Genomic DNA, 15962 nt, shown 5'->3' on the forward strand with positions numbered 1-15962 from the left:
TTGTAGCAAGCAATTTTTCTCCTAGACTTGAAATAAAGCGCATTTCTCTATATAATAATACTCATATAGAAAACACCTTTTAGAAAGATACCTATGCTTCCATATCCATTTTCCTATTTTTCAAGTATTTGGGGATTTCGTAAGCCCCTGTCCAAACGTTTCGGACTCAACTGGTTCCAACTACTCTTTACCAGTATCTTCCTTATCAGCTTGTCTATGGTACCCATTGCCATTCAAAACAGCTCGCAGGAGACTTATCCGCTAGAAACCTTTATCGATAATGTCTATGAACCATTGACAGATGAGGTTGTCCAGGATCTCTCTGAGCATGCTGCAATTGTTGATGGTAAATTAACTTATACAGGAACAGCTAGTCAAGCCCCTTCTATTGTGATTGGTCCAAGTCAAAGCAAGGAATTACCTAAGGACTTGCAACTGCATTTCGATACGAATGAGCTCGTCATCAGCAAGGAAAGTAAAGAACTGACCCGTGTCTCTTACCGAGCCATTCAGACTGAGAGTTTCAAAAGCAAAGACAGCTTAACCCAAGCAATTTCTAAAGACTGGTACCAACAGAATCGTGTCTATATCAGTCTCTTCCTAGTTCTCGGTGCCAGCTTCCTCTTTGGTTTGAATTTCTTTATCATCTCTCTAGGGGCTAGTCTTCTCCTTTATATCACTAAGAAATCACGCCTCTTTTCATTTAAAACCTTTAAAGAGTGCTACCATTTTATCTTGAACTGTTTAGGATTACCAACTCTGATTACGCTTATTTTGGGATTATTTGGCCAAAATATGTCAAACCTCATCACTATACAAAACATTCTTTTTGTCCTTTATCTGGTCACTATCTTTTATAAAACGCATTTCCGTGATCCAGATTACCATAAATAGGAGATTTTTATGCCCGTTACGATTAAAGACGTGGCCAAGGCTGCTGGTGTTTCGCCTTCAACCGTAACCCGTGTTATTCAAAACAAATCAACCATTAGCGACGAAACGAAAAAACGCGTTCGCAAGGCGATGAAGGAACTCAATTACCACCCCAACCTCAACGCTCGCAGTTTGGTAAGCAGTTATACGCAAGTTATCGGCTTGGTTCTTCCTGACGACTCAGATGCCTTCTACCAGAATCCTTTCTTTCCATCAGTCCTACGCGGCATCTCTCAAGTCGCATCTGAAAACCACTATGCCATTCAGATAGCAACAGGGAAAGATGAGAAGGAGCGTCTTACTGCCATCTCACAAATGGTCTATGGTAAACGTGTAGACGGTTTAATTTTCCTTTATGCCGAAGAGGAAGATCCTTTAGTCAAACTGGTGGCTGATGAGCAGTTCCCCTTCCTCATCCTCGGAAAATCTCTGTCCCCCTTCATTCCACTTGTCGATAATGACAATGTTCAAGCTGGTTTTGATGCGACTGAATATTTCATCAAAAAAGGCTGCAAACGAATTGCCTTTATTGGAGGGACTAAGAGACTCTTCGTAACACAAGACCGTTTAACAGGCTATGAGTCAGCACTCAAACAATACCAACTGCCTCTTGATAGTAATTTGACCTATTTTGCGAACGAATTCCTAGAAGAAAAGGGCTATCAATTTAGTAAGCGTTTATTTAAACACGATCCAAATATTGACGCTATTATTACCATTGATAGTCTCCTTGCTGCAGGGGTCTGTGATTACATCGCAAAACACCAACTGGATGTCCCTGTCCTCAGCTTCGACTCAGTCAATCCCAAGCTCAACTTGGCGGCCTATGTCGATATCAATAGTTTGGAGCTTGGTCGTGTTTCCTTTGAAACCATCCTCCAGATTATCAACGATGCTAAAAGCAATAAACAAATTTGTTACCGTCAGTTAATCGCCCACAAAATTATCGAAAAATAAAAACCAGCTCGCGCTGGTTTTTTTGGTCACTAATTTTCTGTTTCAACGAACCGTCCCAGAATATGAACATTCTCAGATACAGAGACAAAGGCGCCTGGATCCACCTGTTTCATAATCTGTTTAAATTCATTAAACTCTGCACGTGTAATGACAGTGATTAAAACTGCCTTTCTCTCGTGATTATAGGTTCCTTCTGCATCGTGGATCATGGTTGCTCCGCGGTGCAATTTTTTATGGATTTTTTCAATTACCTTGTCTGGATGATTGGTCACAATCATAGCCTGCATGCGTTTTTGCTTGGTAAAGACCGCATCTGTCACACGGCTAGAGACAAAGATGGTAATCATAGAGTAAAGAGCGTATTTCCAACCAAAGGTCAAACCTGCTATCAGCATGATGGTCCCATTTACCAAGAAAGAAATACTACCGACATTCTTACCTGTTTTCTTGCGAATGGTCAGGCTGACGATATCCGTCCCACCACTGGAGATATTGTTGCGAAGAGCAAAACCAATCCCCAAGCCCATGACAACACCCCCAAAAAGGGCATTGATAATGGGATCCTCCGTTAAGGTCGCCACAGGGACAAACTGGATAAAGAAAGAACTCATGGAAACCGTAATAAAGGTAAAGACGGTAAACTTATGGCCAATCTGATACCAAGCCAAGACCATCAAAGGAAAATTAATAGCGTAAAAGGTTAGCGAAATTGGTATATGAAAACCAAACCAGTGATTACTCAAGGCAGAGATAATCTGTGCCAGACCTGTCGCACCACTCGAATACACATGCCCCGGTTGGAAAAAGAAATTGACCGCTACTGCTGATAAAAAACCATAGACCAGAGAAGCCGAAATCTTCTCATCATATTTTTCCCGAGAGATGCTTTGTAAGACACGTAAAATTTTTATCTGATAAGCAAAGCGGCGCAGATAATAGCGCCACCGCTTAATTCGTTTTGCTTGTTTCATCTTCTTCTACTTGTAAGCTGAGTTCCTCTAGTTGTTTGAGAGCTACTGTTGAAGGAGCTTGTGTCATTGGGTCACTTGCCTTATTATTCTTAGGAAAGGCAATGACTTCACGGATATTTTCTTCTCCTGCTAAGAGCATGACAAATCGGTCAAGACCGATAGCCAAACCACCATGTGGTGGGAAACCATAGTCCATGGCTTCAAGAAGGAAACCAAACTGGTCATTTGCTTCTTCAGCCGAGAAACCAAGAGCCTTGAACATGCGTTCTTGAAGGTCTTTTTGGTTGATACGAAGGCTACCACCACCAAGCTCATAACCGTTCAAGACGATATCGTAAGCAATGGCACGAACCTTAGCCAAATCACCTTCTAATTCGTGAGCTGTCTCTTCCTGTGGAAGGGTAAACGGATGGTGGGCGCTCATGTAGCGACCTTCTTCTTCAGACCATTCAAACATTGGCCAGTCAACCACCCAAAGGAAGTTGAATTTATCGCCATCAATCAAACCAAGCTCTTTGGCAATACGTCCACGAAGGGCACCGAGTGTTGCATTGGCCACTTCAAGCGTATCCGCCACAAAGAGAACCAAGTCCTTATCTTCAAGAGCAAGCGCTGTTGTCAATTCTGCTTGGATGCCTGTCAAGAACTTGGCAACTGGTCCGTTTAATTCTCCATCAACAACCTTGACCCAAGCAAGACCTTTGGCACCATATTGTTTGGCTACTTCAGTCATCTTGTCGATGTCTTTACGGGAATAGTTGTCCGCAGCGCCTTTAACTACAATTGCTTTTACAGCAGGTGCTTCTGAAAAGACTTTAAAGTCTACACCTTTGACCACTTCTGTCAAGTCCTGAAGCAACATGTCAAAACGGGTATCTGGCTTGTCAGAACCATAAAGAGCCATAGCGTCATCATATTTCATACGAGGGAATGGAAGCGTCACTTCGATGCCTTTAGTTTCTTTCATGACGCGCGCAATCAAACCTTCTGTGATATCTTGGATTTCTTGCTCAGTAAGGAAAGATGTTTCCAAGTCGACCTGAGTAAACTCAGGCTGGCGATCTCCACGCAAGTCCTCATCACGGAAACATTTGACGATTTGGTAGTAGCGGTCAAAACCAGCATTCATCAACAATTGCTTAGTAATTTGTGGACTTTGAGGAAGAGCGTAAAAATGCCCTTTATTAACACGAGATGGTACCAAGTAATCACGCGCCCCTTCAGGAGTTGACTTAGAAAGGAATGGTGTCTCCACGTCGATAAACTCCAACTCATCCAAGTAGTTGCGGATAGAGTGGGTCACCTTAGCACGAAGTTTAAGATTTTCCAACATTTCTGGACGACGAAGGTCAAGGTAACGGTAACGCAAACGTGTATCGTCATTGGCCTCAATGCCATCCTTAATCTCAAATGGGGTTGTCTTAGCTGTATTAAGCACTGTCAAGGCTGTCACGTTTAACTCAACTGCACCAGTTGGTAACTTATCATTAGCTTGCTCACGCGCAGCGACCTGACCAGTCACCTCGATAACAAATTCGCTACGAAGGCTTTCAGCTGTTGCCATGACCTCTGCAGAGACTTTTTCAGGGTTGATAACCAACTGCATGATTCCTTCACGGTCACGAAGGTCGATAAAGATCAAACCACCAAGGTCACGACGACGGCCAACCCATCCTTTCAAGGTCATTTCTTGTCCGATGTGTTCCTCACGAACACGACCAGCATACATACTACGTTTCATTGTTTCTCTCCTCTTTTATTCTGTTACTATTTTACCATAAAAGCGCAGGCTCTTCATGAAAATCAGCAGAAAAGTTTGCCAGTCTTTAAAAATTAACGCCCATACAAAAATCCGATGAACTTCATCGGACTCTTTTATTTTGAATTGTTGCCTGCTTTACGCTTTTCAGCAATTTCGGCTGCCTTTCGAGGCAAGACAATTTCCGTTGTATAAGCTGTCCCAAAACGCCAGATACCGGCAATAGGGGCAAAGACCACTGCTAGATGGCTGTAGAAGAAATCACCCTTAAAGGCATAAGCTAGCGCCCCAATGATGAAAAATAGAACAACTGCCTGAATCACTGCTAATAAAATTACTCGTTTCATGTGACCTCCTGACTCTATTATAGCATGAGAATCATCAAAAAGCCGACTAAATTATTCAAAGCGTGAAGAGAAATACTGTAGACCAGACCTTTTCTGCTAATGTAAGCCAAGCCCAAACTAAAACCAAGGCTAAAATAGACAAAAAATTGTTGCACATCACTTGGGAAATGACCTAAGGCAAACAAAACACTAGATACCAGAAGAAAAATCAGAGTTTGTTTACTATTGTCCTGCTTAGGAAAGAGATAGCGTGCCAACATCCCTCTAAAGATAAGTTCTTCCGTCAAAGGAGCAAAGACCACCACCATAAAGAAACCAAATGCAGGCTGTTCCACTGTCAGTTGAGATACGATTTGTTGACTGACCGACGGATCTTCTGGTAAAAAGAACTGGGCTGTAATAGCCACTAGCAAAACCAGAGTAGGCAACCAGATATGACGATTAAAAGCAGTCGTCTGGATGCTAACCTTTTCTGTCTGATACCATCTGTAAACTCCATAAACATAGGCCCCTGACAGGACGACATAAAGTGGTAAGACTCCAAAGATTGAAGCCCCTAGTCCAAGAGCTGACAGCGCCATGCTCTGAACCAGACCATAGATAAAGTAAAAGGATAGAATGGCTAGAAGAAACCAGCCAAGGTTTTTAAGTAGTTTCATAAAGGTCTCCTATCTTGCTTTATAGCTATTTTTCAATACAAAGAGGTTTGCTATTCCTAATACAAGTACCCAGGCAAGTAACATACCGATGTTAGAAAAGGATATTTCCCCACCTTTTTTATTTAAAAGATTTACAATAGGACCGACGAACGAGTAATCTAACACTTTCTGAGCCGTATCATTTTGAAGAGCAATTATAGGTAAAAAAGAGACAATTAACATAGGGAAGATACTATAAACTTGCGCTTTAGATTGAGTATCTGACACCGCACCGATTAGAAGGTTGAGAAAAATAATACTAATAGTTGCTAGGAGCAAATAGATAACGTAGGCAAATAAATAACCCGATACATCTACTTTAAGATAGATGGGAAGTACAATCATAGCAAGTAACATTATCAGAATAGGGAGAACAAGCATACTGAAAGTATATTCTGTTGCTGTCACACCACTTAGGATGAGTGATTTAAGATTGCGTTTTTCCTTATCTTCTGCCATCATAATCGATACCATATAACCACTTCCCATGCTCAAGACCATCGTCAAGCTAGAAGATAGTAAAATTAGGCTCAATTGTCCATTCTTATTTAAAAATTCATTATATAAAACAGCAATACCAAAAGGCATCAATAAAGTCGCTAACAAAATTGAATTGCTAATAAGAACTTGCACTCTTAACCATAGTAGGGCATTTAATTTTCTAAACATCTAACTTTTCTCCTGTCAATCTGATAAAGATTTCTTCTAAAGTTGGCTCACAAGAGTGAACCACCATCAAATCTGTCGTGTCTAAATGTGGCAATTCTTCAAATGGAACTATCTGTTCTCGTCCATCGTTATAAACCACACGTACTTTCTTATCCACATGGTACTTCTGGATGATATCTTGCGGACTTCCATACTCTATTAAATTACCCTTATTTAAAAGAGATAAGCGATCACAAAGCAGAGTTGCTTCATTCATATCATGCGTGGTTAGAAAGATAGTTGTCCCCGCCTGCTTTAATTCTTGAAGTAGGGTATGAATCATCTTAGATGTTGTAGGGTCTAAGCCACTGGTTGGCTCATCTAGAAAGAGAATCTTAGGAGCATTCAGAAGGGCACGAGCCAAGAACATTCGTTGTTTCATTCCAGTAGATAACTTTTCTGCGATAATATCTTTAGCATCTGCCAATCCAACCTGTTGGAGCACCTGATGTACTCTATCTGCCTTGAGGCCATATAACTTAGCGTAAATGAGCAGATTTTTGTAAAGACTCATCTTTTCATAAAAACCACTGCCATCACTCACAATACCAATTTGTTCCAAATCATTTGAGGTTAAATCTTGAGAATTCTTGCCTAACAAAACTGTTTTATCTTGATCTGCAGCCAACTGACCTGTCAAGACATTGATCATGGTTGTTTTACCTGAGCCAGAGGGACCAAGAAAACCAAAGATTTCACCCTCCTTAATCTCAAAAGAAATCTGATGAAGAGCTTTTTTGCTCCCAAAACTTTTGCTTACATTTTCAACACGAATCATAGAAACTCCTTTATTTGAAATAGCGTTTTACCATAGGTAACTGCATCACATTGATATAAATATGGATAGCTCCGACAAGCAAGAAGGCTAGTAACTGAATCTCTCCTGTCAAGAAAGAAATGATAATAAGAAAAACATATAAGGCTGGTAAGACATATTGGTTTAATTGGAATAAAATTCGAAAACTCTGTTCCAAATTAGCCTGGCGCTCCCCTTCATCATAGGAATTTATATAGTCCAAGACATCCTTTGGTGTAGAGAAAAGAGCCAAATCAAACTGACGCACAATCGCAATTGTTTTAAAAAGAGATTTTTGAGCGATTAAGGATAGCACAAAGACTAAGAAAGAGAGGGAAAATGTTTGGTGGTCTGTATGCAATATAACCACTTCATTTAATGAGAGAAAAATAGACAATGAAATTGCTACGCTTGCAATATTAAAAGCAATGGTTCCAAACTCGAGATTCCGATACATCTGCACATAATAGGTTTCATTCAGATCATCATCCATTTCCTCTTGATACAAGGAATGAAATTTTCTGCTTTTCTTTAGGAAATTGAAAGTCAAAAAAAGAATAATGACGGCTAGTAGTAAACTAATAGCTGATAGCCATGGTATCAAGGGTTTTACATCTAACATAATTCCGTTGGATTCGGCATCTGCCTTAAACATCCCTACAAACATGCCCAAGAAACCTCCCAAGACAATAGACATCAAAAATAACAATCCACCTTTCTTTTTCTTTTTCATATTCATTCTCCTTTTTCACTTGCTAAATTGTTTACTTTCTTTTCAATCCAGTCAACGACTGGGATAAGAGCAAAGTAGGCCCAAATAAATTGGTCACTTTGATAGGGACTAAACCAACCTAAGTCTATCCCAATCAGTAGAAATACGCTGACTAATAGAGCTATGGCCACTACATAATAAATCACTTTATACTTGTTCATCACTCATCCTCCTCCAAGCGAAATACCGATTCGACTGTTTCGTTGAAAATGTGAGATATTTTCAGGGCAATGATAATGGATGGGGTGTACTCATCCCGTTCTAGTAGGCTAACGGTCTGTCTGGAAACCCCTGCCAGCTTGGCTAGGTCAGTTTGATTGAGACTATCGCGAGCCCGAAGCTCTTTTAGACGATTTTTTAGTTGCATGTTACACACCTACTCTCCATCAAATTCAACGGTTTGGATATCCTCAATACGTTGCAACTTGAATTTTTCTTTCCCCTCTTTATCAACACTACGTAGTTTGACCCATTCCTCATCAACATCCACAACTTCCCAAAAATTTGTTCCAAATAGTTCTCCAATGATTGTTGGTTTCTTTCCAATCATTTCTTGCAATAATCTTGACATTTCTATATTTCCTTTCTCTTTTCTTTCGATTACCTTTAACCTCTTCTCTAACCGCTTGATTTTTTTAGATTGACTACTATAAATCAAGACGAGAAAAGGGAAAAAAATCCATACCCACATGTGACTCCCTCCTATTTCTTTATTTCTTAACTTGCTTACATTGTAACACATCTTTTTCTTTTTGACAAGCATATTTGTCAAAAAGTTTATGATTTTTGTCATTTTGCAAAAGAAAAAGGTCAGAGTAGTTCCCTGACCAGTTTTTCTACTATTAAAATCCTAGTTTTTCAAAGATTTCTGAGAAGTTTTGGCTGATAGCCTCAAGCGACACTTGCACTTCTTCTCGGGTTTGGTTGTTCTTGACCGTCACTTGTCCGCTTTCGACTTCACTCTCTCCTAGGGTGATAAGGGTCTTAGCAGCAAAGACATCGGCTGACTTGAACTGAGCTTTGAGCTTACGGTTGAGGTAATCACGCTCTGCTTTGAAACCTTGTTGGCGAAGGGCTTGTACCAACTCCAAGGCCTTGACATTTGCCCCTTCTCCCAAGACTGCGATATAGACATCTAGGGCGTTTTCGATAGGGAGGGCCACACCTTGCTTTTCAAGAACGAGAAGCAGGCGCTCTACACCAAGTCCAAAACCAAATCCAGCGGTTTCAGGACCACCAAAGTAAGCAACCAAACCATCATAGCGACCACCCGCACAGACTGTCAAGTCATTGCCCTCGATCTCAGTGATAAACTCGAAAATGGTGTGGTTGTAGTAGTCCAAACCACGCACCATATTGGTATCGATGATATAGTCTACTCCAAGATTTTCCAACATCTGACGCACAGCATCAAAATGAGCTTGGCTTTCTTCATCAAGGAAATCCAAGATAGACGGCGCATTTTCTACTGCTACCTTGTCTTCTTTTTCCTTAGAGTCCAAGACACGGAGAGGATTTTCCTCCAAGCGACGCTGGCTATCCTTAGACAAGGTCTCCTTAAGCGGTGTCAAATAGTCAATCAAGGCTTGACGATAAGCCGCACGGCTCTCAGGATTTCCAAGAGTGTTTAGGTGCAATTTGACACCTTGGATGCCGATTTCTTTCAAGAAATGGGCTGCCATCGCGATTGTTTCCACATCGGTAGCTGGATTGCTAGAGCCAAAACACTCAACACCAATCTGGTGGAACTGGCGCAAACGCCCTGCCTGTGGACGCTCATAGCGGAACATAGGGCCCATGTAGTAGAACTTACTTGGCTTTTGCACTTCTGGAGCAAAGAGTTTATTTTCCACATAGGAACGGACAACGGGCGCAGTTCCTTCTGGACGGAGGGTGATATGACGGTCACCCTTGTCATAGAAATCGTACATTTCCTTGGTTACGATATCCGTTGTATCTCCTACAGAGCGACTGATGACCTCGTAATGCTCAAAAATAGGCGTGCGCACTTCTGCATAGTTATAGCGCTTGAAAATCTCACGGGCAAAGCCCTCAACGTACTGCCATTTGGCAGACTCAGCAGGTAAAATATCCTGCGTTCCTTTTGGTTTTTGTAATTTCATAGGGAATCCTCTTTAAACTTAATAGTCTTATTTTACCATAAATAGGGGGATTAAAACAGTGAGAAAAAATTAGGATTTATACTCAATGAAAATCAAAAAGCAAACTAGGAAGTTAGCCGCAGGTTGCTCAAAACAATGTTTTGAGGTTGTGGATAGAACTGACGAAGTCAGTAACCATATCTACGGTAAGGCGACGTTGACGTGGTTTGAAGAGATTTTCGAAGAGTATTAGATATCATTTTTGAGATTAAGAATCGTCAAAAAAATAGCTAGCAAGGAAAAACCAACAAATAGCATCCAAGTCAACTGTATATTCCATACGGCTATAAGTGAAAAACAAGCTGTTCCCACAGGTACGGATAAGGTAAACAATAAACCTAAAAAATTACTGGTACGAGCTAAAACCTCTGGAGCTAGATTTTTCATGAGCATGGCACTAATCTTTGGTGAAACTTTACCAGACACATACAGAGTTAAAAAGAGAAATAGCAAACCAAGCACGACTTGATTGAATACGTTAGCCAAACCAATTAGAGTGAGCCCTACGGTCGCCCACATCATCAATCTAGGCAAGGACTGCTTCCCAAAATAATCATTGCCCGTAAGGCTACTGATGATGACTGCTAACAAAGCACAGAATTGACTGATAAATAATGCCTCTGTATAAGAAAAATTCAAGAGAGAATGGCTCAAAAAGAAGATATTGTAAATTCCACCCAAAGCGCCACCCAAGGCATTGATAAGCAAGACAGCAAAGAGCATAAAACCAAAGTTTTTCTGTCCACCTTTAAGAAAAACGAGACGTAAATTTCGATAAATCGTTAGGAACTGCTCTTTGATCGGAAGCTTCTCATTTTTTAGAATTTCACCATCAGCAGATGACATTGACAGGCTCAATTTGCTTTTTCCTAAAAAGAGGATGACGGCTGATACTAGGAAGAAACAGGCATTGATCCCCGCAACGAGAGAAAAATTGTTGACCGATAGACCTAAGAGCCAGACTCCAAAAGCTTGACCACCAATAGCTGAAATATAGGTGATGAATTGGGAAAAAGAATAAGCTTCCATCAAATCCTCTTCAGCTACTTTTTCCTTAATAAGAGGCATGCGCAAGCCACCTGCAAAATCACTGATGACATCACTAATGACATTGATCAAACACAGGCTAGAAAAGGCAAAGAGACTAGCTTGCTGAACAACTAGGGCTGCTAGAAAAAATAAAACCGCCTGAAACAAACCGCTATAGACCATCCATTTGACCTTGTCCCTCGTGTAATCTGCTCGAATCCCTACAAAAACTGTAAAGAAAGTCGGAAGAATCATGATAATATTGGCCATAGCAACCGCAAAAGAGGCTTGTGGCAAGGTCGATGCATAGACGATAAATACCAGATTGAAAATCGAAGCACCAAAAGCATTGAAGAAGCGTGACAAAGTCAAGAGTCGGTAAGCTTGATTTCTGAACAATAGTTTCATAGATAATCTCCCTTCTTGTTCAAATCCCTATATGAAGTATGACTATAGTATATCACTTAGAAATTGAAAGGGAAAACTTTTGAATATATGCAACACATAAAATAAGCAAAAAAACGATAGAACTTCTTTGATAACCTGAGAGAGGGCAAGAGTTCTATCGCTTAAAATTTCAAATGATTTTCTTAGTTTGCAGATATTCAACAATCGGTCGTTTTTCGATAGTATTCGGCGGATTTGTTACAGCCAAGCATCTCAAAAATATGGACAGCATCTTCCATCTTTTTCTGACCTTCCTTGACTCTGCCTTGCTTGCTATCAAGAAGACCTTCCGCCCACAAATAGACAATTCGGAAATAGGTCTCATTTTCCTTATAGAAATGCTCTTTGATGACACGTTTAAAATAAGAGGCATTGGTAAATTCTTCACACTCAATACTAGCTAAAAAACCATTCAATAGCATAGTGTGAAAAAGGTTTCGATTACCAGACATTTCCATTAGAAAATCGGATTTGCGGACCATTTCTCGTACATATCTAGTAAAAAGAGAAACAGATAAGAACGGAGAACTGACCGAGAACAAATTGAGTTCATAGATTCCCCAAATCTCGGTAGAAAACAAATAGTCATGAAGGACTTTCCCTTCCTCTGCCGTTAACTCTACCGTTTCATCCATGCTCTTCATATAAGACTTGATAATAATGGCATTTAGAATATGTTTCTGTTTGTTTTGAGAATTGACATGCTTTTCATACTCTTTGCGATACAAGTCTTCGAGAGGTGCTATATTCTTTGGATCCAAGACATCCGTAATTTCTTTTCTCAACTCAGAATCTGTATCATACTGAAAACCTCTTGCCAGAAAGAGAATTTCCTCCACACTGGCAGATATATTTTCTAGTGCAAATAGAAACTTTTCCACCGAAAGCTCACTTTGACCTGTTTCAAATCGGGACAACATAGACGGCGAAAATTGTCCCCCAGTCGCCTGTCTCAGCGAAATATTTCTTGACTCTCGTAATTGTCTAAAGACCTTTCCAATCTGCTCCATAGACTTCCCCTTGATTCCGTATTTTCTTCATTTTATCATATTTTTCAGAAAATTCATCAAAAACTTGCCAAATTGTCAGAATTATGAGAAAATAGAGGATATTTATCAGGTGGAGGGACTGTAATGAGAGACGATATCAAAATCAATGACCGCGCTTTGGCCTTGCAAGACCAAATTATCGAAAAACTAGAGAAGGTTTTTGATACAGATGTGGAATTGGATGTTTACAATCTAGGATTGATTTATGAAATCAATCTGGACGAAACGGGTCTCTGCAAGATTGTCATGACCTTCACTGACACCGCCTGCGATTGCGCCGAAAGCCTGCCTATCGAAATCGTTGCAGGTCTGAAACAAATCGAGGGTATCGAAGATGTCAAGGTTGAAGTTACCTGGTCGCCTGCCTGGAAGATCACACGAATCAGTCGCTACGGCCGCATTGCCCTTGGACTGCCACCTCGTTAAGCAGGTCAATAACTTTTAAAGATGAAAAAAAGCAAGCCGAAGTTGGCTTGCTTTTTGATACTCAATAAAAATCAAAGAGCAAACTAGGAAACTAGCCGCAGGTTGCTCAAAACAGTGTTTTGAGGTTGTAGATAGAACTGACGAAGTCAGTAATCATACCTACGGCAAGGCGACGTTGACGTGGTTTGAAGAGATTTTCGAAGAGTATGAGTTTATTTTTTACCTGACTTGTCCATATTCCAGAAGTCTGTCACGGCTCCGCGTGAAGCAGATGATACGATATGGGCATATTTACCGAGGACACCACGGCTGTAAAGTGGTGGCAAGGTTGTTTCTGCCTTGCGTTTTTCAAGTTCTTCTTCGGATACGGCCATAGAAATTTCTTTAGTATCTTGGTCAACCGTAACGATATCGCCTGTACGGAGGTAGGCAATTGGTCCACCATCCTGAGCTTCAGGAGCGATATGTCCAACAACTAGACCATAAGTACCACCAGAGAAACGTCCGTCTGTCAAGAGGGCAACCTTGTCTCCTTGACCTTTACCAACGATCATTGATGAAAGTGACAGCATCTCAGGCATACCAGGGCCACCCTTAGGTCCAACGAAACGAACAACGACTACATCGCCATCAACGATTTCATCTGTCAAAACTGCCTGAATCGCATCTTCTTCTGAGTCAAAGACCTTAGCTGGACCAACGTGACGACGCACTTTAACACCTGATACTTTAGCAACTGCACCGTCAGGAGCAAGGTTCCCGTTCAAGATGATAAGCGGACCATCCGCACGTTTAGGATTCTCAAGTGGCATAATAACTTTTTGACCTGGTGTAAGGTCTGCAAAGTCAGCTAAGTTCTCAGCTACAGTCTTACCAGTACATGTAATGCGGTCTCCATGAAGGAAACCATTTGCCAAGAGATATCTCATAACCGCAGGCACACCACCGACTTCATAGAGGTCTTGGAAGACATACTGACCAGATGGTTTCAAGTCGGCCAAGTGAGGCACACGCTCTTGGATTGTATTGAAGTCCTCAAGTGACAAATCAACATTGGCAGCATGGGCAATAGCAAGCAAGTGAAGAGTGGCGTTTGTAGAACCACCGAGAGCCATGGTTACAGTGATGGCATCTTCAAAGGCTTCACGAGTCAAGATATCTGACGGTTTGAGACCAAGTTCCAACATCTTAACAACAGCACGTCCTGCTGCTTCGATGTCTTCTTTCTTGTCAGCTGATTCAGCTGGGTGAGATGAAGATCCTGGTAAACTCATACCGAGAACTTCGATAGCTGTCGCCATGGTATTAGCAGTGTACATACCACCACAGCCACCAGGTCCAGGGCAGGCATTACATTCAAGACGTTTCACGTCCTCAGCCGTCATGTCACCGTGGTTCCATTTTCCGATACCCTCAAAAACAGAAACCAAGTCAATGTCTTTGCCATCAAGATTTCCAGGTGCAATGGTTCCACCATAGGCAAAAATAGCCGGAATATCCATATTGGCAATGGCAATCATAGAACCAGGCATGTTCTTGTCACAGCCACCGATAGCAACAAAGGCATCCACATTGTGACCACCCATCGCCGCCTCGATTGAGTCCGCAATAATATCACGAGATGTCAAAGAGAAACGCATACCAGGCGTTCCCATGGCAATCCCGTCTGCTACGGTAATAGTCCCAAATTGTACAGGCCAAGCACCTGCCGATTTGACACCTTCTTTGGCTAATTTCCCAAAATCATGCAAGTGGATGTTACATGGTGTATTTTCCGCCCAAGTCGAAATCACTCCCACAATCGGTGTTTCAAAGTCCTTATCTGTCATACCAGTCGCACGAAGCATGGCACGGTTTGGCGATTTTACCATACTGTCATAAATGCTACTGCGGTGACGTGTATCTAATTCAGTCATTTGTTCCCTCCCATTTCAGTTTTTACTATTATAGCACATTTTAAAAGCAATGAACAGAAGAAAATTCTTGAATTTTCAGAAAATTTCGATTAATTTGGTTGATGACCTTTTAATTTTTTCATCTTTTTTTGTCAAGTAACTTTACTTTACAAAAAAAATGTGTTATCCTAGTATGGTTGATGAAAATCAGTAGATTGAATCGAATATAAATACCTAAAGGAGAAATCAAAATGGCAGTACCTGCACGTCGCACTTCAAAAGCGAAGAAAAACAAACGTCGTACACACTACAAAGTAACAGCTCCATCTGTAAACTTTGACGAAACTACTGGAGATTACTCACGTTCTCACCGTGTATCACTTAAAGGATACTACAAAGGACGTAAAATCGCTAAAGCTGCATCAGCTGAATAATAGAAGGGAGATACCATGCGCGTAAATATTACACTTGAACACAAAGAATCTGGTGAACGCTTGTACCTTACTTCTAAAAACAAACGTAACACTCCAGACCGTCTTCAATTGAAGAAATACTCACCAAAACTTCGCAAACACGTTGTGTTTACAGAGGTTAAGTAAGCATTCAATACGAATCAATACAGAAGAAAAACGCATAAGATGCGTTTTTTTCTTTTTGTTAATTATCTTATATTTCAATTCAGACTCTACTTATCCTACAATCTTTTTTTGTAAAGCTGATTTGAATCAGGTAATTTTAGCACTCTACTGCACTCTAGTTAACCGATGTCGTCTTTTTTTCACTATATTAGATATTGCGTGTAAAATAGTTTTTTCATCATCTAACCTGTAGAATGGAGTCTAGTAATTTCAATGTAATAAACTCAAACCACAAACTTCAGTGTTCTAGAATTGTTGAATAAGCTAGGAGGAAATATCAAAACAAAAGCTTGAAATATCGGAGGGGTTGTGTTAGAATGAGAGCATAAAGGGAAAATAATGCTTCTAGCATATATAACTAAAAAGCCCCACCGT

20 protein-coding genes are annotated in these 15962 nt (G+C 40.8%); 6 read left to right on the top strand and 14 right to left on the bottom strand.

What is annotated here, in order from left to right; all coding sequences use genetic code 11:
• The first annotated feature begins 93 nt into the window (after window positions 1-93).
• Together SMSK597_RS11730 and SMSK597_RS11735 are read left to right on the top strand one after the other, a co-directional pair.
• Complete coding sequence (locus SMSK597_RS11730) at window positions 94-894, top strand: DUF1189 domain-containing protein (protein WP_000938247.1); 801 nt, start codon at window positions 94-96, stop codon at window positions 892-894.
• Between the two features lie 9 nt (window positions 895-903).
• The gene (locus SMSK597_RS11735; protein ID WP_001145445.1) at window positions 904-1890 is read left to right on the top strand and encodes a LacI family DNA-binding transcriptional regulator; all 987 of its coding nucleotides are present in this window, start codon (window positions 904-906) and stop codon (window positions 1888-1890) included.
• Between the two features lie 29 nt (window positions 1891-1919).
• On the opposite strand, the gene SMSK597_RS0103220 is transcribed toward SMSK597_RS11735, so the two are convergent.
• The 11 genes from SMSK597_RS0103220 to hisS form a co-directional block, all read right to left on the bottom strand.
• Window positions 1920-2861, bottom strand: coding sequence for a YitT family protein (locus SMSK597_RS0103220; RefSeq protein ID WP_000806291.1), 942 nt, complete (start codon window positions 2859-2861; stop codon window positions 1920-1922).
• On the bottom strand, window positions 2839-4602 hold the full coding sequence (aspS, locus tag SMSK597_RS11740; RefSeq protein WP_000830914.1) for an aspartate--tRNA ligase: 1764 nt from the start codon (window positions 4600-4602) through the stop codon (window positions 2839-2841). The genes SMSK597_RS0103220 and aspS overlap by 23 nt, the downstream gene beginning before the upstream one ends.
• Before the next feature lie 134 nt (window positions 4603-4736).
• Window positions 4737-4967, bottom strand: coding sequence for a hypothetical protein (locus SMSK597_RS11745; protein ID WP_000832186.1), 231 nt, complete (start codon window positions 4965-4967; stop codon window positions 4737-4739).
• Window positions 4968-4984: 17 nt separating this feature from the next.
• Window positions 4985-5626 carry a CPBP family intramembrane glutamic endopeptidase gene (locus SMSK597_RS11750; RefSeq protein WP_000771209.1) on the bottom strand — a complete coding sequence of 214 codons (642 nt, stop codon included), beginning with the start codon at window positions 5624-5626 and terminating at the stop codon, window positions 4985-4987.
• A 9-nt stretch (window positions 5627-5635) separates the two neighbouring features.
• Complete coding sequence (locus tag SMSK597_RS0103225; RefSeq protein WP_000488854.1) at window positions 5636-6334, bottom strand: ABC transporter permease; 699 nt, start codon at window positions 6332-6334, stop codon at window positions 5636-5638.
• Entirely contained in the window at window positions 6327-7151 is an 825-nt protein-coding gene (locus SMSK597_RS11755; RefSeq protein ID WP_000621671.1) for an ABC transporter ATP-binding protein, read from the bottom strand. The genes SMSK597_RS0103225 and SMSK597_RS11755 overlap by 8 nt, the downstream gene beginning before the upstream one ends.
• 10 nt (window positions 7152-7161) lie before the next feature.
• Window positions 7162-7908 carry a DUF3169 family protein gene (locus tag SMSK597_RS11760; protein ID WP_080551676.1) on the bottom strand — a complete coding sequence of 249 codons (747 nt, stop codon included), beginning with the start codon at window positions 7906-7908 and terminating at the stop codon, window positions 7162-7164.
• Window positions 7905-8102 (bottom strand): hypothetical protein, encoded by a 198-nt coding sequence (locus SMSK597_RS0103230; protein WP_001046128.1) that lies wholly within the window; start codon window positions 8100-8102, stop codon window positions 7905-7907. Before SMSK597_RS0103230 ends, SMSK597_RS11760 begins: the two co-directional genes overlap by 4 nt.
• Window positions 8102-8308 (bottom strand): helix-turn-helix transcriptional regulator, encoded by a 207-nt coding sequence (locus SMSK597_RS11765; protein ID WP_004238559.1) that lies wholly within the window; start codon window positions 8306-8308, stop codon window positions 8102-8104. Before SMSK597_RS11765 ends, SMSK597_RS0103230 begins: the two co-directional genes overlap by 1 nt.
• A 9-nt stretch (window positions 8309-8317) precedes the next feature.
• On the bottom strand, window positions 8318-8632 hold the full coding sequence (locus SMSK597_RS11770; protein WP_000270216.1) for a hypothetical protein: 315 nt from the start codon (window positions 8630-8632) through the stop codon (window positions 8318-8320).
• 151 nt (window positions 8633-8783) lie between these two features.
• A complete protein-coding gene (gene hisS, locus SMSK597_RS11775; RefSeq protein ID WP_000775863.1) occupies window positions 8784-10064 on the bottom strand; it encodes a histidine--tRNA ligase in 1281 nt (426 codons plus the stop codon).
• An 85-nt stretch (window positions 10065-10149) separates the two neighbouring features.
• Here hisS and SMSK597_RS13635 point away from each other — a divergent pair, with 85 nt between their 5' ends.
• Window positions 10150-10296: a hypothetical protein gene (locus SMSK597_RS13635; protein WP_000694304.1), complete on the top strand. Its 147-nt coding sequence runs from the start codon at window positions 10150-10152 to the stop codon at window positions 10294-10296.
• Here the strand turns inward: SMSK597_RS13635 and SMSK597_RS11785 are convergent.
• Window positions 10293-11540 (bottom strand): MFS transporter, encoded by a 1248-nt coding sequence (locus SMSK597_RS11785; RefSeq protein ID WP_000770624.1) that lies wholly within the window; start codon window positions 11538-11540, stop codon window positions 10293-10295. The two genes, SMSK597_RS13635 and SMSK597_RS11785, sit on opposite strands and share 4 nt — an antisense overlap.
• A gap of 197 nt (window positions 11541-11737) precedes the next feature.
• Window positions 11738-12589 (bottom strand): helix-turn-helix domain-containing protein, encoded by an 852-nt coding sequence (locus SMSK597_RS11790; protein WP_000434960.1) that lies wholly within the window; start codon window positions 12587-12589, stop codon window positions 11738-11740.
• Window positions 12590-12712: 123 nt separating this feature from the next.
• Between SMSK597_RS11790 and SMSK597_RS11795 the strand changes: the two genes are divergently transcribed.
• Complete coding sequence (locus SMSK597_RS11795; RefSeq protein WP_001204052.1) at window positions 12713-13054, top strand: metal-sulfur cluster assembly factor; 342 nt, start codon at window positions 12713-12715, stop codon at window positions 13052-13054.
• A 212-nt stretch (window positions 13055-13266) separates the two neighbouring features.
• Here SMSK597_RS11795 and ilvD read toward each other — a convergent pair whose 3' ends face one another.
• Entirely contained in the window at window positions 13267-14970 is a 1704-nt protein-coding gene (gene ilvD, locus SMSK597_RS11800; protein ID WP_000137379.1) for a dihydroxy-acid dehydratase, read from the bottom strand.
• A 230-nt stretch (window positions 14971-15200) separates the two neighbouring features.
• Between ilvD and rpmF the strand changes: the two genes are divergently transcribed.
• Together rpmF and rpmG are read left to right on the top strand one after the other, a co-directional pair.
• Entirely contained in the window at window positions 15201-15383 is a 183-nt protein-coding gene (gene rpmF / locus SMSK597_RS11805; protein WP_000290417.1) for a 50S ribosomal protein L32, read from the top strand.
• 15 nt (window positions 15384-15398) lie between these two features.
• Window positions 15399-15548: a 50S ribosomal protein L33 gene (gene rpmG / locus SMSK597_RS11810; protein WP_001265622.1), complete on the top strand. Its 150-nt coding sequence runs from the start codon at window positions 15399-15401 to the stop codon at window positions 15546-15548.
• The last annotated feature ends 414 nt before the right edge of the window (window positions 15549-15962 follow it).

The sequence above is a fragment of the Streptococcus mitis SK597 genome, assembly GCF_000148545.1.
Lineage (GTDB): Bacteria > Bacillota > Bacilli > Lactobacillales > Streptococcaceae > Streptococcus > Streptococcus mitis_C.